The following is a 16325-nucleotide window of genomic DNA, read 5'->3' as shown; positions in this document are numbered from 1 at the left end:
ATGAACGGATTTATGTCAAAAGAACAGTGGAAAAAACGTCTAAATCGACGCATTCTGGTAAACCGCATATTTTATATATTGTTTTTTGCAGCGACAACCATAGGTCTCATATTCCTGGCCATGCTTCTCTATCGGGTACTGACCCAGGGATTGGGCTGTCTAAATATGGATTTTATCAAAGGTTTCCCTGCTCCTTATCCGGATGAAGCGGGGATTTATGCTGGTATTGTCGGATCCATTTATTTAATTGCCATTGTAGCTCCGGTATCTCTCGTGCTCGGTGTATCAACAGCCATTTATCTTGAGGAATATGCCCCTAAAAATCGGATATCCCGTTTTATTCAGAGCAATATTCAGAATCTTGCAGGTGTGCCATCCATCGTGTTTGGATTGCTGGGTCTGACGTTCTTTGTTTACATGATGGGATTCGGATATTCTTTGCTGGCCGGAGGACTGACCATGAGTTTATTGGTGCTTCCCATTATTGTGGTTGCTGCTCAGGAAGCGATCCGGTCTGTACCAAATGAACTGAAAGAGGCCTCTTATGGAATGGGAGCTACCAAATGGCAAACGATTGTAAGAGTGGTGTTGCCGGCATCCGTTCCGGGAATTCTGACAGGTTCCATTCTTGCCCTGTCCCGGGCCATAGGCGAAACAGCTCCGTTGTTAATTGTAGGTGCAGCTGCTGCTATTTATACATTGCCCGACTCTGTTTTTGGCCCATATACAGCCATGCCGATTCAGATTTATAGCTGGATCAGTCGCCCGGGTGAAGAATGGCCGCTGGTTGCTGCAGCTGGCATTATTGTCCTGCTTGCCGTCCTGCTGTTGATGAATGCGGTAGCTGTAATCATACGGAATAAGTTTCAAAAACGTTATTAACCCCTGGATAGGAGGATGTTAGATGAATACTACACATGTTCTTAAAACGGAACAGGTAAAGCCTAATCCGAAAGAAGAAAAAAATGTATTTGAAATCGCTGGTTTAAACCTCTGGTATGGTAATGATCAGGCATTGTATGACATCAACATGAATATACCTGAAAATCAGATCACAGCCATTATTGGACCATCTGGGTGTGGAAAATCTACTTTTTTAAAAACGTTAAACCGTATGGTAGAAATGGTCCCAACCGTTAAAACATCCGGGACCATCAAATACAAGGGGACGAATATATTTGATCCAAAACGAAACGTCGAAGACTTACGAACCCACGTCGGAATGGTTTTTCAAAAACCCAATCCATTCCCTAAATCCATTTATGATAATATTGCTTATGGTCCCAGAATACACGGCATCAAAAAGAAAAAAGATCTAGATGAAATTGTGGAAAAAAGTTTGCGTGGAGCTGCCATATGGGATGAAGTCAAAGACCGACTCGACGAGAATGCTTACGGATTGTCCGGCGGGCAGCAACAGCGCCTTTGCATCGCTCGTTGTCTTGCCATCGAACCGGATGTCATCTTAATGGATGAACCAACATCAGCTCTGGATCCAATTTCTACGTTGAAAGTTGAAGAGCTTGTCCAGGAATTAAAGGAAAATTATAGTATTATTATCGTAACCCACAATATGCAGCAGGCAGCAAGGGTGTCGGATAAAACCGCTTTCTTTTTAAATGGAGAGCTCGTGGAATTTTCGGATACAAATACACTCTTTTCTAACCCTGAGGATCAGCGAACAGAAGATTATATTACCGGCAGATTTGGATAATTTATGAAATGGGGGATTGGGATGACCGTTCGAGAACATTTTCATCAGGATTTAGGTGAATTAAAAAAGCTGATTCACGAACTTGCGGAAGATACAAAGAGGGCGCTGTCAGATGCAATTGATGCCCTTTACAGCAGGGATGTGGACAGAGCTCAAGAAATCATTGACCACGATGTCAAGCTGGATAAAAAGGAACTGAATATCAATGAACAGGCCATCCTTTTAATAGCCAAACAGCAGCCATTTGCAAAGGATTTACGCCGCTTGATTATTGCTTTAAAAATATCATCCGATCTGGAACGGATGGCTGACTATGCCGTCAACATTGCAAAGTCCACCATCCGTCTTGGGAAAGATCATCCGCTGGAAGTTCATCCACAAATCCGAAAAATGGCGGATGTCGCACTGGATATGGTTAATCTGGCTATGAAAGCATTTGAACATGAAGATATATCACTGGCAAAAAAGCTCGCCGAAATGGATGATGAAGTGGATGATATGTATAGCAGTCTCATCCGTGAAATGCTGGAAGAGACGGCGACAAACCCGAGAATGATTCAGCACATCATGCAGATGGCATTCGGTGCCCGTTATATTGAAAGGTTTGCCGATCACATTACGAATATCGGAGAAAATGTTTTCTACCTTGTGAAAGGGGAAACGTATGATCTGAATGAATAATCTGGAAAAGGGTTGTCTTTCAGGCAACCCTTTTCCTTAAACAATGTAGAACAGCTTGAGGATGTTTTCATTCTTCTGGCTATGGCAGTATATGTCATATCTGGCTTGGAGCACCCCGGGCTCCTCATTCCAGTCTCTCGGAGTTTCTACGGTGAAGCAGGGCTTTCAGGACGTGACGGTTTATTTTGTGATCGTTTTCGCAATTTCCTCGAAAGTCATATCAGGTGTCAGGGTGTATTCGCCTACTTGAATGGAAGTACTATATCCATAGTCGATCAAATATTGGTTAAAGGCGTTTTGGTCATCTATAATTTTTCCCTTCAACAAACGTTCACTGACGTCACTGGATGTCATCCCGGGTTCAATCATCAGCAAAAAATGTTGGGGCTTTCCTGCTTCTTTGTCTGTATTTGCTTTCTGTTTCTCATCGGGGTTGGTCTTATTGAATGGTTCATATGTATCTTTGAGTTCCTGGTAATGTTCCCACTCCTCTCTAGCAAGGACATGAAACTCATGTTCGGACAACAATTCTTTCGCCTCTTCCGGAGTCATGGGGTTGTTGTTCGGTTTACCGTCTTTTTCCGTATGTTCACTGACCCAAACTGCCCCTATAGCCAGTACGGCTGTTAAAAGACCTAAAGCGTAGGATCGAATGATGATTTTCATTTGTAAAACTCCCTATGTACCCTTTATTTTTGATTTAAAATCGTGCGCACATCATGTTCAGAAAGCGATGTTTCCGCTGCAATTTCCTCAATGCTAAACCCTTTCTCATGCATGCTTTGTATCTGTTTAAATAGAGGGAATTTTTGGTCATCGTCTAGTGTTCCTTCTGAATCCCTCTGATGAACGAGATCTAAGGTGTCCGTTAAAAGTTCTTCTTCCAGTACTTTTATTTTGCTTTTAATCTGATAAGAATCCTGAAGAGTTGAAATAGACAATTGTTCAACTTGCTGCTCTAATTCTTGAAAGCGGTCGTTCATAAAAAAAGAAAGGATTAATAAAATTATTCCAACAGCCCCGAGGGTGATGAGGACATATAGCATCGTTGTAATCCTCCTATGTTTTTGATGAAAAAAATTGTCGATTCTAGTATATCGTATTTTTGGGTCAATATGGTAGTCAGAAATAAACAGCTGGAATAAAACTAAAACATTCTGGATAGATTTGAACGGTCGTCGAATATTGACCAAACAAACGTAGACAAATAATTGAAGAACAAGATCCGATGTTTGACATCTTCAATCATATTGTTAAAGGCAGGAACTTATATAAGATTCGCGTGGCTTTCATTCCAGTTCATACCATGATAAAGACATCAAAATGGAGCACTTCTCTGCAAAATGTACATGGATTGGATCATGGGGAACACGCGGCCAGCTTTTAATATCATCTACAGCAGAAGCCACCCGGCGCATCGCCAAAATATAAAATACCTTCATGCATACCCAATCTTGAATTTGAAGGAAATCTTTGATATTATAAATGAGTCCTAAAGGCTAGCGAAGAAGATAGAAAGAGAAACGGAGGTAAGATTCATGCGTGTTCAAGTGACGTTAGCGTGCACAGAATCTGGTGATCGCAACTATATTACAACCAAAAATAAACGTACCAATCCAGATCGTATGGAGCTTATGAAATATTGTCCCCGCTGCAAAAAACATACTCTGCATCGGGAAACGAAGTAACCTATTCAGTTTTGGGAGTCATATCTAACCCTTGCTGCACTGTGCAGCAAGGGTTTCGTTATATAAAGGTGTACATAGAAATAGAATCGGAAAAGGATGTGGATCAAATGAAGGATAAAAAAGCATTCCGGAAAGCCGGAAGGGAGATTCTGACCAATTTAACAGCCGTTGAACGGGAGGAAATCGTGGCACAAATACTTCATCATGTTCAACAAACGGAATGGTGGAAGAAGGCCAAAACGATCGGCATCACGATTTCCAGAGAATTTGAAATAGACACTCGACCGTTCATCAAGCAGGCATGGAAAGAAGGAAAGCAGGTGGCCATTCCAAAATGTTTTCCCGAAGATGATCATAAGATGGTGTTTTATCAATTTGATGACTACAGCATCCTGGAAACGGTATATTCGGGTTTGCTGGAACCGGATATTCTTCAGACCGAGCCTGTTTTAAAGGAAAGCATCAACCTCATGTTTGTGCCGGGTTTAATGTTTGATCGGAACGGATATCGAATCGGGTATGGCGGCGGATATTATGATCGGTATCTGGGGGATTTTTCTGGTACCACCATTTCACTCGCATATAGCGGACAGGTTGTCGATCATGTACCCCGCAATGATTATGATATTCCCGTTCAGCACCTGGTCACCGAAAAAGGAAAGCTCTTCTAAAACGGCTGCATAAATTACACAAAGGATACGCATTCTATGGCTAAAAAGGTGCGAAAAGGAGTGGAACCGATTGCGTTTGATGTTCTTTACAGCCACTATACTGACAGCTGTCAGTATTCTGTACCGAGTACGTTATCGCCTGCTGAAGTATATCATATCAGTTGGTGTCCTGAGAAAGGGTCTGGCTGTAATTCTTGCCAATATCCCTCAAATCAAGCGAGTGTATATGAACAACCTTTTTAAACGTGAAAACAGGGTGCCCGCAAATGAAAGCTGACGTAACCCCCTTGCTGTTACAGGCGGGGGGTTATTCATGGATAAACGATGCATCATGAAAATCTGCAAAACTGAAATCAGAGATAAGAAGGTGCGCTTTCCCTTCTTTTTCCCTCCTATTTTTATATGCTTCATGATAAGATGTTAGAAGGGAGGCAAAACATATGGTTATACACGAACAGTATTATTTCTGGAAACTCGCGGCTGATCTCATGATTCACCATGATTTTCATCTCATTCAGGTGGATGAAAAAAATCGAGAAATTTGGCTTGAAAAAGGATATGGGCGGAAAACGCATATCATACGCCTTTATCACCATACGTTTGATTGGGCTAACCATTTAAAGCGAGATATTGCCTTTGTGATCGAGCGAATGAAGCGAATTAAACAGATGCTTGTAGGACGGGATATTACGGTACAGAACGTATACATAGCGGCATTTCCTCCCGTGGATCACTGGGAAGATCTGAAAGGTAACATCCAGGTCAAAGATCAGAAAAACTTTCTTATTCAAACCTATTACCTGGATGGTGAAGCCAGACAGGAAGAAATGAACCGCTTGTATCAAAATCTTGGACTGGACGTTCCTGTTATCCAGGTGCCCCAGGAAGATATGGAAATCGAAAGACAGGTCCATGATCTTAAGCAGCAGATGATGTTCAAGCATGAACAATTTAAAAAAGAAACGTCATCCATATTTAACTACGGAAAGCCGAACGTCACGTACCTGCTTTTGACGGTGAATATTTTTATATTTTTTCTGCTGGAAACTTCAGGCGGGAGCACCAATACCCTGAACTTGATTAACTGGGGAGCGAAATACAATCCCTATATTTTAGAGGGAGAATGGTGGCGGATTCTGTCTTCCATGTTTTTGCATATTGGATTGTTACATATCATGATGAATATGTTCGCCCTGTATTATCTGGGAAACGCCGTTGAACGCATGTATGGAAGTGTTAAATTTTTCATGATCTATTTTCTGGCAGGGATTATTGGTGGTGTTGCCAGTTTTGCGACGAATGATTCGGTCGCGGCCGGTGCTTCCGGGGCCATATTTGGTCTGTTCGGTGCTCTGTTATTTTTTGGGTTGATGAATAAAAGGGTTTTTTTTCGCACGATGGGAAAAAACATCTTATTTATCATTGGGCTAAATATCATCCTGGGATTTTCGGTTCCCCAGATTGACAACGGGGCTCACCTGGGAGGGCTTGTAGGAGGATTTATTGCATCTGCGATGGTTCAGCTGCCAAAACAGAAAGCCCCTCTGGTTCAGGGATCATCCCTGGTCATCTACCTCGGGCTGCTGGGCCTGCTCATTTATTTCGGTTTCAGCCAGACTTTTGTCCATCATGACTCACGAATCCACTTGATGATTGCCAGTGACTATATTGAAGCTGAACAATATGATGACGCGATTCTCATCACAACTTATGCATTAAAACGGGAATCTTTTGAGAACGCGTATTTCTATTATGTTCGTTCATTGGCCTACATGAATGAAAATAAACGGAACCTTGCCATCGAGGATCTGAATGAGGCGGTGCAAATCCGTCCTTCTTTCCACGAAGCCCACTATGAACTGGCCGGATTGCATCAGAAAGAGGGCGATATCAATCTGGCCTTAAGACACGCTGAAGAAGCTGTTACTCTTGATCCCGATAATAGCATGTACCAAAAACTGAAAAATGAGCTGCTAAAACTCAGGGATTCGCTGCAATAACCGCTGTTTATTGCCCAGACCATCCTCAAACAAAACCATTAACTGTTTCCCGTCTTTATGAATCAGGATCAGGGGAACATAAGTGTCTAATGGTTTTAACAGTGACTGGTTTTCATCCCTGATTCCCGTTATGTAATTTTTGTATAGTCCTTCCCATAGCTGTCCCATAACCTGATTGGTCTGGGGCTGGGTGAGCCCTGGAAAAGGCCTGTTCTCGTATTTCCAGAGATTGGTTAAAGGGATCGGTGTATAATCCTTTAACGAAATATCATAATGTTCAATGAGCTGCTTCCAGAAATACATCAATTGCTGAGAAATGGTGTGGTCCATTGTTTGTTTCCATTCTCGATGTCTCTCGTTCTCTGGTTCTGAGAACGATTCCAGCGGGGAATGGGGCGAATCAATGACGTACATGTCTGTGTGGGAAAGATTTTGGACACTTTTGATAATATCGTCCGGATAATGAATTTCTCCGTGATGAAATGAAATCGCCTCCAGGTAACTGCTGTCCTCTTCCCGAATAACTGCTTTTTGCTGGAGAAGGCTTTCTTCTTCTTTCCACTGATTCATAATCCCTTTCAGTTTTCCATCTACAAATAATAAGGACACATCCTGCCTTAAATAGATAGGCTGGTCCACACGGGAATTCACTTTCCACAACACTTTATATGTATCTTCATCCATTTCTGTAAATAGTGATAAATGGGTCTCGGCGGTTTTAAATTGGATCTGATCATCCAGGGGAAAAAATTTGATCGTCTGTTGATCATTGTTTTTAAGAAGAGGAAGCATTGCCAGCCAAACTATGATAATAACGACCAGTAACCGTTTAAACTTAAACCTCATAACTTTCCCTCATTTCAGACGCCTGTCTTAATAAAACAGTATGAAAGTTTGTCATTTGTTATGAAATGTATGAATGAAAAAAATCCAACCACACTAATAGTAAAAGAAGATAAAAAGGTGATTTGATGAAGCCCGAACAGCCAGTGATGGAAAACTTTTCAGCAAATGTTGATTATATGAGAAAACGGTTAGGAGTAGATAAAAGTTTCGATGTGGTGCAGCTAGATCTGGAATATGCCGGCAGACAAATGGCATTGTTTTTAATTGATGGTTTTGTGAAAGACGATATTCTCCATTATTTAATGAAACTGCTGTCCAGACTGGAACCGGAAGAACTGGAACCTGATCCATTTGAGAAATTGTTTAAAACCCATCTTCCCTATATTGAAATTGATTATCTGGATGATTTAAATGAGTCCGCCGACCAGGTATTAAGTGGCCCCACTGCCCTTCTGGTTGAAGGAATAGATAAAGTCATCATGATTGATGCCCGTACATATCCGGTCAGGGGCCCACAGGAACCGGACCTTGAAAGGGTTGTACGCGGCTCAAGGGATGGGTATGTAGAAACCATCGTTTTTAATACGGCACTAACACGAAGGCGAATCCGTGACCGTTCCTTGCGTATGGAATATTTACAGGTTGGAAGGCGTTCCAAAACAGATGTCTGTATCTGTTATATAGAAGATATTGCAGATATGAAAAACGTGGAACATTTAAAACAGACCTTAAAAGCCATTGATACAGACGGACTACCTATGGGGGAAAAAACCGTAGAAGAATTTTTGGGAGGCCGGCACTGGAACCCGTATCCGGTGATCCGTTACACGGAACGCCCGGATACAGCTGCAGCCCATTTATATGAAGGGCACGTCTTAATTATGATTGATGGTTCACCAAGTGTGATGATCACCCCGGCTACGTTCTGGCATCATTTGCAGCATTCGGAGGAGTACAGGCAGAAGCCATTAATCGGTGCCTATTTAAGGTTTGTCCGGCATATTGCTGTTCTGCTTTCTTTATTCATTCTCCCGCTGTATTACCTTTTATCTGTCCATCCTTCACTCCTTTCGGAACCGATTCATTACATTGGTCCGGAAGAAGCAGGTGTGATCCCCTTGATCATTCAATTTTTAATTGCCGAAATCGGGATTGATATGCTCCGGATGGCGGCTATTCACACGCCTTCTGCCCTTGCTACAGCCCTTGGCCTTGTTGCTGCGATTTTAATTGGCCAGGTGGCTGTTGAAGTCGGACTATTTTCCAGTGAAGTGGTGCTTTATTTATCTGTGGCAGCGATCGGGACTTTTGCTACCCCGAGTTATGAATTAAGTCTGGCTAATCGGTTTATTCGAATAGTGCTTTTGCTGATATCCGCTCTTTTTGGACCAGCGGGATATGTGGCAGGAGTTACAACCTGGATATTGTATCTAGCCAATATGAAAACCTTTCATATTCCATATCTCTGGCCATTTATTCCCTTTTCTTATCGTGCGTTCAGAGATGTGCTGTGGCGTATTCCAATTCCCTTAAAAAATCGGAGACCGGAATTTTTAAATCCACAGGATCCAGACCGCTGATGTCAACGTGAACGGACGTCAGCATTTTTTTATGTTTTAAAAAGCAGGTCCCTGTATAATAAAACGTTTATGATGGGATAGACTTCCGTCATTCCCATGTTGCTTTCTATCACGTGAGTTGTGGCGGGACAGGTGCCTCGTGTATTTTTCAGATAACAGTTTTCATGTGACACACTCGCTGATATAATAGGGTAAGGTGATGGAAATGCAAAGCATTTATGACGTTCAACAATTACTAAAAACTTTTGGTTCAATCATATATGTGGGTGACAGGCTGGCGGATTTAGAACTTATGGAAGCAGAAATCAAAGAACTGTATCAGGCCCAGTGCATTTCAACACAGGATTACCAGATGGCAATCCTTTTATTGAGACAGGAAGCCGCGAAACTGCGGGATCAAATAACTGAGAAGAAGGAATGAACCTTATAATGAACAAACGCGTTTTTTTAGGTGCTGATATAGGCGGTACATTTATTAAATTAGCTATAATGGATGGACAGGGGAATATCATAAAAAAATGGAGTATTGAGACGAATACATCCGATCAGGGCCGCCACATCCCCCTGGAAATATATGAATCGTTTTCAAAACACTTAGAGATGGAAAATCTGACATTTGAACATATTTATGGTCTGGGAATAGGTGCGCCCGGTTTTGTTGATTTATCCAGCGGAATAGTGTATGAAGCCGTTAATATCGGCTGGAAAGATTTTAACTTAAAACAGGCGATGGAATCCTATATTCATCAACCTGTTTTTGTATCAAATGACGCAAATCTTGCAGCCCTTGGCGAAAACTGGAAGGGGGCTGGAAAAAACGTTGAGGATTTAATCATGGTCACCCTTGGAACCGGTGTAGGCGGAGGAGTGATTACCAGTGGCCAGGTGATCAACGGTATAAACGGAACAGGTGGAGAAATTGGCCATATTACTGTTTCTCCGCAGGATGGTCCATTATGTAATTGTGGGAGAAGAGGCTGCATAGAAACCTACGCCTCTGCAACCGGGATTGCCCGTATGGGGTACGAAGCGGTTCAAAATGGAAAGGAAACAAGCCTTAAAGAAATTATGAATCTAAATGGAAGAATTACAGCTAAAGACGTGTTTGAAGAAGCAAAGAAGGATGATCAGGTCTGCAGGAAAATTATAGAGAAAGTGACGGATCTGCTGGGACTTGTCCTGTCAAATCTGGCCATTGCTATTAATCCGAAAAAAATAGTAATTGGCGGAGGGGTTGCGAATGCCGGCGAAGAGTTGCTTTCTCCCCTGAAAAAATCATTCAGGCGTTATTGTCTTCCCCGGACTGCTGACGCCTGTACATTTCAGCTGGCAGAACTGGGAAATGATGCAGGCGTTATTGGAGGAGCATACCTGGTGAAAAAGCAGCTTTATTTATACAAGTAAATACATGATGGTATGAAAAAAGCGAAACTCCCTGCAATCCAGCAAAACATCTCTGTTGAAGCAGGGGGTTGTCCGTTTTTATGGAAAATATTATGAAAAATATGATCAGGGATATGGTGAGTTATCGTTTTTTTTGTTATATTAGTAGGGTACAATTTTTTATCCTCGTCTCATACAATGAAAAGAGAATTTGTTGAAACGAAATGAATGTTTGTACGTCTAATATTTAGGAGTGCATGGATTTATGAAAAAAAATGTTTGTTTATTAGATTTATATTTTGGATGGGGAGGCAGTATGTCATTATGAAAAATGTTATAAAATTACCAGTATTTTTGATCGCCTCTTTATTGTTTGGGCTGAAAACGTATATCGTCTATCGATTTCTGTTTGACCTAAAGCTTGAAAATACCCTTCAGGAATTTATTTTATTCCTGAATCCGTTTGCCACATCGATTCTTTTATTTTCGATTGCGGTATTAATGAAGCCGCAAAGACAAAAGAAATATATTAAAATCATGATGATTTCTGCGACCCTGCTCTTATATTTTAACCTGGTATATTACCGCAACTTTACAGACTTTATTACGTTTTCCGTATTTTTGCAGGTGAATAATGCCAGTGATCTGGGCAGTAGCATTTTAACACTTATCAAATTCTGGGATGTCTTGCTGTTTTTGGATGTATTTCTCGTATTCTATCTCCTTAAAAAGAGAGAAGATAGTATCGTATTTTACCCGCTTCGGAAAAAATTGCAGGTTGTTGGTTTCTCCCTGACCCTTCTGTTTGCGAATTTGTTTTTGGCAGAAATGGAGCGTCCGATGCTGTTCCTGAGGGGATTTGACAGGGAATATCTCGTCAAGTATGTGGGGTTATTTAATTATCATATATACGATGCATTTATGCATTCTAAAACCCGAGTCCAAAAGGTCATGGCGGATGAATCAGAATTGGTTGAGATCGAAGACTATGTACAGGATCACATTGATTATGATGAACATTCGGATTTAGAAGGAGTTGCCCGCGGGAAAAACATTATTTATATTTCTGCAGAATCGGTGCAAAGTTTCGTATTAAACCGAACCATAAATGGACAGGAAATCACTCCATTCCTGAATGATCTGATTGAAGAAAGCTATTATTTTGAGAATTTTTATCACCAGACGAATTTAGGGAAAACTTCGGATTCCGAATTTTTAATTGAAGCAGGTTTATATCCGCTGCCGAATGGTCCTGTCTTTATGACTCATCCGCATAATGAGTATCATGCAGTACCTGAAATCATTAAAGATTACGGATACTATTCTGCTGTTTTTCATGCCAATAATAAAAGCTTCTGGAATCGGGATGTGATGTACGAATCCCTTGGCTATGATCATTTCTACTCAAAACGGTATTACAATGTTCATGAAGACAATATCATTGGCTGGGGATTAAATGATAAGGTGTTTTTTGAGCAATCGATCAAATATTTGCAGTCCATTCCAGAACCTTATTATGTGAAATTTATAACATTAACCAACCACTTCCCATTTGAACTGGATGAAAAAGATGCAAACATTGATCAATATGATTCGAACTCAAATACACTAAACCATTACTTTCCGACCGTCCGTTATACGGATGAGGCAATCCAGCAGTTTTTTGAGCTGCTAAAGCAGTCTGGAATTTATGAAGATTCCATTATTATCATATATGGAGACCATTATGGAATCAGTGAATATCATAATAAAGCGATGGGGCAATTTTTAGGAAAAGAAATCACCCCATATGATAACGTTCAGTTGCAGCGGGTACCATTAATTATTCATATTCCAGGACATGAAGGGAAAAAGTTTGATAAAATTGCGGGACAGATTGACCTGAAACCAACCATGTTGCATTTATTGGGAATGGAGTATGATCAGGATATTCGTTTCGGTACCAATCTGTTCTCAGAAGACCGAAAGCCATTTGTTGCATTAAGAAACGGTGATTTTATCACAGATGAATATGTGTTTACAGAAAATATTTGTTATGACCGGCTAACCGGAGCAGAGGTTGAGATGTCGAACTGTGAACCATTTGAAGAACAGGTGTTACAGGAATTGCAACATTCAGATAATCTGATCTATGGCGATCTATTACGTTTTTACAATTTCGACGACCAGGAGAAATAAGTTTTGTCAGTTAAAGAAGCCCTTGCCGTTTTTCAGCAAGGGTTTCTTCTTTAACTCAAAATCAAATACAGAATGAGGGTCTCGGTTTCACAAAAATCAAATCATACTGGGGGCGCAGGGCATTGTCGGTACATATCCGATGATGAGATAACACATATGTTCAGGGGGAATCCGGATGAAACAGTGTTTTGTGATCAGTGTGTTTTGCTTTGTTTTTTTATCGGCATGTAGTGATCCATCGGGAATAGCGAGGCATCATGTCGGGCATGATACTGTTTTAAAAGAGAAGGGACACCCTGTGTCTGAATCTTCCCGCTTAGACATTGCCCCCATAACAGATACATTAGCGAAGAGGATTTATGGCTGGTTTAACCGTAATTGGGTATTATACGAACGTAAAATAAAAGAGAAAGTTCAGGTATTCAAATATCATATACATAGTGGGGAGAGTAAGTTATTTTTTGAAAGCAGCTATCCCATTTCTAAAATTGTGCCAAATGAAGAATATTCATATTTTGCCGTTGAATCAAAGGTGAAGGACCAGCATTCGATTGTGACCATCCTCGACGAACAGGGAAACATCCTGTTAAAAAAGCTAAAAAATGCTACACAGCTAGATTTTACATGGAGCCCTTATATCGATGACCAGTTATTAATGATTGAGTATAATCCATCCATGACTGCGGAAGTGATATTGGTGGATGTCAATGATCCCACAAAAGAGGACATACTGGATGTTCAGCCGTATATTCAATGGTTTAAGGAAAATAGCCTTGCCTACCTTGAATGGGGAAATGAGCCATCTTTTCATGCCCCTGTTTATTTGTATCTTTTGGATACAAAATTAAAGAAATCTTTGCTTACGAATATATCTGTATTTGCTTCTTCCAAAAACTATTTTATGTATATCACGGGAAACAGCAGCCAGGGAGAACAGTTGCCCTTTCATTTTTTTCACAAGGATCATCCTGATGACATGATGGAATTTCGCATAAATAAGCTTTATTCCAATTCGGAGTTCATCTGGGTTCCTCCATTTGACTGGCTGCCATCGGAAAACATGTTTATCACATTTTCTCCCAAACATAGGGGAATGGTTCATGATTATAATCAGGGATTCCACCTCGTTGCATTTGAATTGGAATCAGGAAAGCAAAAGGTTATAACAGAAATGGCACAGTCGCCGGATATAAATTGTTCCACCAATAGCAGCATGTGTCTCATCGGAAACCGTTACGAGCAACTGATCAATATCGATAATAAAAAGATGTATGATTTATTCATCAATTAAACAAAAAAGCCAGGAAAAGTCTCCTGGCTTTTTTTACGGTCTGATGATACCGTAATGACTTATAGAAATAGCTCACCATAAATCGTCGCGATGGAAAACCACCCGAAAACGAGTGCAGAGATTCCAGCGAATGCCACTGCGAAAAAGTTGCGGTTTTTTGCTTCACGGAATACAGCTAATAGGCTGAGTATAGTTACAAGAAGCATCAGAATACCCATTACCATTATGTTTACCCCCCCTGGCAATCAATCAATATGGGCAATGAATTCATGTTATATTATATGTAGAATGCTTTTATTCCTCATTCATTTTATAAAACTTTTTCTGATTTGTCGAGGCTTTTCCATAATTTTTGTTTAAAGGAGGATTTTTATGCACGTTCATCAAATCCCTGTAGGAAATTTAGGAACCAATTGTTATATTATTGAAAACGGATCAGAGGCATTAATCATTGATCCTGGAGCGCAGGAAAATGTCATCATGCATCACATTTCCGAAAAACAGCTGAAACCGCTTGCCATTTTATTGACCCATGCTCATTTTGATCATATCGGCGCACTCGAGCCCATCAGAAAAAAATATCAAATTCCCGTATATCTGCATGAAAAAGAACACGAATGGCTCACCGATCCCATGCTAAACGGCTCTCAGTTGTTCGGGATGGCGGAACCCATTCAAGGTGAAAAGGCCGATGGTCCATTAGATGAAGGGAACAAGACTTTCGGTTCTTTTACGTTTGAAGTCACCCATACACCTGGTCATTCCCCAGGAAGTATGTCCTTTATTTTTGAAAATGAAGGATTTGTGATTGCCGGGGATACCCTCTTTCAGGGAAGTATTGGCCGAACAGATTTGCCGGGGGGAGATCATGCAGGATTACTGGAAAGCATACAAAAGAAGATTTTATATCTTCCAGACGAAACGGTGGTTTATCCAGGACATGGACCAAAGACAACGGTGGGTCAGGAAAGGATGAGTAACCCGTTTTTGTAGGGGATGTTGTATGAAAAAATGAAAAATCCCCTTCGCGGGGAAACGAAGGGGATAGGGGGGATGTGCTCTGCTCTTATGTTGGTTAGGGATAAGTTACTTGCTGATACTAATATAAATCTTATTTAACACTATGTCAATAGTGAAAAACTAAAAAAAGGAGATTTTTTATGAAAAAATTTCTGGTATCCCTGATCCAGTCATCTGAACAGGGGTATATTGGATATGATCAGTTTATTCAGGAAGCGCTGTATCACCCAAAGCTTGGATACTATCATCGCAATCATGACATTTTCGGCAAAAGGGGAGATTTTTATACGTCAACCTATGTCCATCCTGTATTTAGCCGTACGATTTTGAATGTCTTCATCCAATTAGCCAGATCCGTGAAGCTGCCGATAAATGTTTGTGAATTGGGAGCGGGAGAAGGAATGTTTGCTGAACAGGTTATCAAGGAGTTAGAAATGAAAAACGCCAGCTATCAATATTTTTATATCGAAACAAGCGAGAGCCTGAAGGAGAAATTCAAACACAGACTTTCACCGGACAAAAGAAAGCATGTGCATTTTTTCTCATCATTAGATGAATGTTTATCGGTCATTGGCCCATTCAACGGATTTATTTTTTCAAATGAATTTCTTGATGCTCAACCGGTTAAGGTGATTGAAAAACGGAATGGACAAATTCAGGAAGTCGTCATTTCCATTGATAAACAGTCTGAATTGAAGGAAAGGCTGGTTGCATGTCCCGATCCTGTTTTGAAGTGGATGGATGACTACTCGGTATACTTAAAAGAGGGGCAGCGGATTGAAGTTCCGGTATACATATTTCCCATAATGAAAAAATTGCACCGGATTTTGGATAAAGGGGTTGTGCTAACCATCGATTACGGGTATACGGGTGAAGAATGGAAACATCCCGCGAGGAAAAAAGGGAGCCTCAGAGGATACGATCAACATCGGATGGTCGAAGATTTGCTGAGGAAGCCGGGTGAGGTTGATATTACTCATCATGTTCACTGGGATACCTGGATAAAAGCGGGCGAGGAGCAGGGGATGGAATTTGTCGGCTTGTTTAAACAGAATGAGTTTCTTCTTAAGGGAGGAATCTTAAATGAACTCGAGGAGGATACAAGTCCCGATTACTTTTCGGAAAAACATCGGAAGAACCGAGCGATCCGTTCATTGATTCAGGGTGAAGGATTTGCCGGGATGTTTGATGTATGTGTACAGGCAACAGGTGTAGATTCTGATCCCATCAGAGGGGTATTAACGAAAAAACCCGGATTCATGTAGTTTACATG

At 40.9% G+C, this 16325-nt stretch carries 19 protein-coding genes; 14 read left to right on the top strand and 5 right to left on the bottom strand.

Annotated elements, in window-relative coordinates:
* From pstA to phoU, 3 genes are read left to right on the top strand one after another with little or no spacing between them, the layout of a single operon-like run.
* Positions 1-882, top strand: a complete 882-nt coding sequence (pstA, locus tag EDD68_RS01635; protein WP_132370452.1) for a phosphate ABC transporter permease PstA — start codon at positions 1-3, stop codon at positions 880-882.
* Positions 883-904: 22 nt separating this feature from the next.
* Positions 905-1714, top strand: a complete 810-nt coding sequence (gene pstB, locus EDD68_RS01630; RefSeq protein WP_132370451.1) for a phosphate ABC transporter ATP-binding protein PstB — start codon at positions 905-907, stop codon at positions 1712-1714.
* A 21-nt stretch (positions 1715-1735) separates the two neighbouring features.
* Positions 1736-2395, top strand: coding sequence for a phosphate signaling complex protein PhoU (phoU, locus tag EDD68_RS01625; RefSeq protein WP_132370449.1), 660 nt, complete (start codon positions 1736-1738; stop codon positions 2393-2395).
* Positions 2396-2575: 180 nt separating this feature from the next.
* Here phoU and EDD68_RS01620 read toward each other — a convergent pair whose 3' ends face one another.
* The 3 genes from EDD68_RS01620 to EDD68_RS15135 all read right to left on the bottom strand — a co-directional run bounded on the left by EDD68_RS01620 (position 2576) and on the right by EDD68_RS15135 (position 3837).
* Positions 2576-3061 carry an endolytic transglycosylase MltG gene (locus tag EDD68_RS01620; protein WP_132370447.1) on the bottom strand — a complete coding sequence of 162 codons (486 nt, stop codon included), beginning with the start codon at positions 3059-3061 and terminating at the stop codon, positions 2576-2578.
* A gap of 23 nt (positions 3062-3084) precedes the next feature.
* On the bottom strand, positions 3085-3441 hold the full coding sequence (locus EDD68_RS15405) for a hypothetical protein (RefSeq protein ID WP_207902525.1): 357 nt from the start codon (positions 3439-3441) through the stop codon (positions 3085-3087).
* A 243-nt stretch (positions 3442-3684) separates the two neighbouring features.
* Complete coding sequence (locus tag EDD68_RS15135; protein WP_165902020.1) at positions 3685-3837, bottom strand: hypothetical protein; 153 nt, start codon at positions 3835-3837, stop codon at positions 3685-3687.
* A gap of 96 nt (positions 3838-3933) precedes the next feature.
* Between EDD68_RS15135 and rpmG the strand changes: the two genes are divergently transcribed.
* The 4 genes from rpmG (at position 3934) to EDD68_RS01595 (ending at position 6754) form a co-directional block, all read left to right on the top strand.
* Positions 3934-4083 carry a 50S ribosomal protein L33 gene (gene rpmG / locus EDD68_RS01610; RefSeq protein WP_132370445.1) on the top strand — a complete coding sequence of 50 codons (150 nt, stop codon included), beginning with the start codon at positions 3934-3936 and terminating at the stop codon, positions 4081-4083.
* Between the two features lie 107 nt (positions 4084-4190).
* Positions 4191-4754 (top strand): 5-formyltetrahydrofolate cyclo-ligase, encoded by a 564-nt coding sequence (locus EDD68_RS01605; RefSeq protein WP_132370443.1) that lies wholly within the window; start codon positions 4191-4193, stop codon positions 4752-4754.
* 70 nt (positions 4755-4824) lie between these two features.
* Positions 4825-5031: a hypothetical protein gene (locus tag EDD68_RS01600; protein WP_132370441.1), complete on the top strand. Its 207-nt coding sequence runs from the start codon at positions 4825-4827 to the stop codon at positions 5029-5031.
* 163 nt (positions 5032-5194) lie between these two features.
* On the top strand, positions 5195-6754 hold the full coding sequence (locus tag EDD68_RS01595) for a rhomboid family protein (RefSeq protein WP_132370440.1): 1560 nt from the start codon (positions 5195-5197) through the stop codon (positions 6752-6754).
* Here the strand turns inward: EDD68_RS01595 and EDD68_RS01590 are convergent.
* A complete protein-coding gene (locus EDD68_RS01590) occupies positions 6728-7600 on the bottom strand; it encodes a hypothetical protein (RefSeq protein ID WP_132370438.1) in 873 nt (290 codons plus the stop codon). The two genes, EDD68_RS01595 and EDD68_RS01590, sit on opposite strands and share 27 nt — an antisense overlap.
* 125 nt (positions 7601-7725) lie before the next feature.
* On the opposite strand from EDD68_RS01590, the gene EDD68_RS01585 reads away from it, so the two are divergent.
* The 5 genes from EDD68_RS01585 (at position 7726) to EDD68_RS01565 (ending at position 14032) form a co-directional block, all read left to right on the top strand.
* Positions 7726-9180 (top strand): spore germination protein, encoded by a 1455-nt coding sequence (locus EDD68_RS01585; RefSeq protein WP_132370436.1) that lies wholly within the window; start codon positions 7726-7728, stop codon positions 9178-9180.
* Positions 9181-9385: 205 nt separating this feature from the next.
* Complete coding sequence (locus EDD68_RS01580) at positions 9386-9601, top strand: YqgQ family protein (RefSeq protein WP_132370663.1); 216 nt, start codon at positions 9386-9388, stop codon at positions 9599-9601.
* 8 nt (positions 9602-9609) lie between these two features.
* The gene (locus tag EDD68_RS01575; protein ID WP_132370434.1) at positions 9610-10584 is read left to right on the top strand and encodes an ROK family glucokinase; all 975 of its coding nucleotides are present in this window, start codon (positions 9610-9612) and stop codon (positions 10582-10584) included.
* A gap of 303 nt (positions 10585-10887) precedes the next feature.
* A complete protein-coding gene (locus EDD68_RS01570; protein ID WP_132370432.1) occupies positions 10888-12741 on the top strand; it encodes an LTA synthase family protein in 1854 nt (617 codons plus the stop codon).
* A 175-nt stretch (positions 12742-12916) separates the two neighbouring features.
* Positions 12917-14032 (top strand): YqgU-like beta propeller domain-containing protein, encoded by a 1116-nt coding sequence (locus EDD68_RS01565; protein ID WP_132370430.1) that lies wholly within the window; start codon positions 12917-12919, stop codon positions 14030-14032.
* A gap of 59 nt (positions 14033-14091) precedes the next feature.
* Here EDD68_RS01565 and EDD68_RS01560 read toward each other — a convergent pair whose 3' ends face one another.
* Complete coding sequence (locus EDD68_RS01560) at positions 14092-14256, bottom strand: DUF2759 domain-containing protein (RefSeq protein ID WP_132370429.1); 165 nt, start codon at positions 14254-14256, stop codon at positions 14092-14094.
* Between the two features lie 148 nt (positions 14257-14404).
* Between EDD68_RS01560 and EDD68_RS01555 the strand changes: the two genes are divergently transcribed.
* Positions 14405-15025, top strand: coding sequence for an MBL fold metallo-hydrolase (locus tag EDD68_RS01555; RefSeq protein ID WP_132370427.1), 621 nt, complete (start codon positions 14405-14407; stop codon positions 15023-15025).
* 167 nt (positions 15026-15192) lie between these two features.
* Positions 15193-16317 (top strand): class I SAM-dependent methyltransferase, encoded by a 1125-nt coding sequence (locus EDD68_RS01550; protein WP_132370425.1) that lies wholly within the window; start codon positions 15193-15195, stop codon positions 16315-16317.
* The last annotated feature ends 8 nt before the right edge of the window (positions 16318-16325 follow it).

Source organism: Melghiribacillus thermohalophilus, from assembly GCF_004342905.1.
Classification (GTDB): domain Bacteria; phylum Bacillota; class Bacilli; order Bacillales; family Alkalibacillaceae; genus Melghiribacillus; species Melghiribacillus thermohalophilus.
This window is presented reverse-complemented; position numbering and strand designations above follow the sequence as displayed.

What these genes read in the sequence shown, in the direction of transcription:
- EDD68_RS01555 (WP_132370427.1), top strand. Translation starts at nt 14,405, where the DNA reads ATGCACGTTCATCAAATCCCTGTAGGAAATTTAGGAACCAATTGTTAT.
- rpmG (WP_132370445.1), top strand. Translation starts at nt 3,934, where the DNA reads ATGCGTGTTCAAGTGACGTTAGCGTGCACAGAATCTGGTGATCGCAAC.
- EDD68_RS01595 (WP_132370440.1), top strand. Translation starts at nt 5,195, where the DNA reads ATGGTTATACACGAACAGTATTATTTCTGGAAACTCGCGGCTGATCTC.
- phoU (WP_132370449.1), top strand. Translation starts at nt 1,736, where the DNA reads ATGACCGTTCGAGAACATTTTCATCAGGATTTAGGTGAATTAAAAAAG.
- EDD68_RS01605 (WP_132370443.1), top strand. Translation starts at nt 4,191, where the DNA reads ATGAAGGATAAAAAAGCATTCCGGAAAGCCGGAAGGGAGATTCTGACC.
- EDD68_RS01620 (WP_132370447.1), bottom strand. Translation starts at nt 3,061, where the DNA reads ATGAAAATCATCATTCGATCCTACGCTTTAGGTCTTTTAACAGCCGTA.
- pstA (WP_132370452.1), top strand. Translation starts at nt 1, where the DNA reads ATGAACGGATTTATGTCAAAAGAACAGTGGAAAAAACGTCTAAATCGA.
- pstB (WP_132370451.1), top strand. Translation starts at nt 905, where the DNA reads ATGAATACTACACATGTTCTTAAAACGGAACAGGTAAAGCCTAATCCG.
- EDD68_RS01565 (WP_132370430.1), top strand. Translation starts at nt 12,917, where the DNA reads ATGAAACAGTGTTTTGTGATCAGTGTGTTTTGCTTTGTTTTTTTATCG.
- EDD68_RS15405 (WP_207902525.1), bottom strand. Translation starts at nt 3,441, where the DNA reads ATGCTATATGTCCTCATCACCCTCGGGGCTGTTGGAATAATTTTATTA.
- EDD68_RS01580 (WP_132370663.1), top strand. Translation starts at nt 9,386, where the DNA reads ATGCAAAGCATTTATGACGTTCAACAATTACTAAAAACTTTTGGTTCA.
- EDD68_RS01570 (WP_132370432.1), top strand. Translation starts at nt 10,888, where the DNA reads ATGAAAAATGTTATAAAATTACCAGTATTTTTGATCGCCTCTTTATTG.
- EDD68_RS01575 (WP_132370434.1), top strand. Translation starts at nt 9,610, where the DNA reads ATGAACAAACGCGTTTTTTTAGGTGCTGATATAGGCGGTACATTTATT.
- EDD68_RS01585 (WP_132370436.1), top strand. Translation starts at nt 7,726, where the DNA reads ATGAAGCCCGAACAGCCAGTGATGGAAAACTTTTCAGCAAATGTTGAT.
- EDD68_RS01550 (WP_132370425.1), top strand. Translation starts at nt 15,193, where the DNA reads ATGAAAAAATTTCTGGTATCCCTGATCCAGTCATCTGAACAGGGGTAT.
- EDD68_RS15135 (WP_165902020.1), bottom strand. Translation starts at nt 3,837, where the DNA reads ATGAAGGTATTTTATATTTTGGCGATGCGCCGGGTGGCTTCTGCTGTA.
- EDD68_RS01560 (WP_132370429.1), bottom strand. Translation starts at nt 14,256, where the DNA reads ATGGTAATGGGTATTCTGATGCTTCTTGTAACTATACTCAGCCTATTA.
- EDD68_RS01590 (WP_132370438.1), bottom strand. Translation starts at nt 7,600, where the DNA reads ATGAGGTTTAAGTTTAAACGGTTACTGGTCGTTATTATCATAGTTTGG.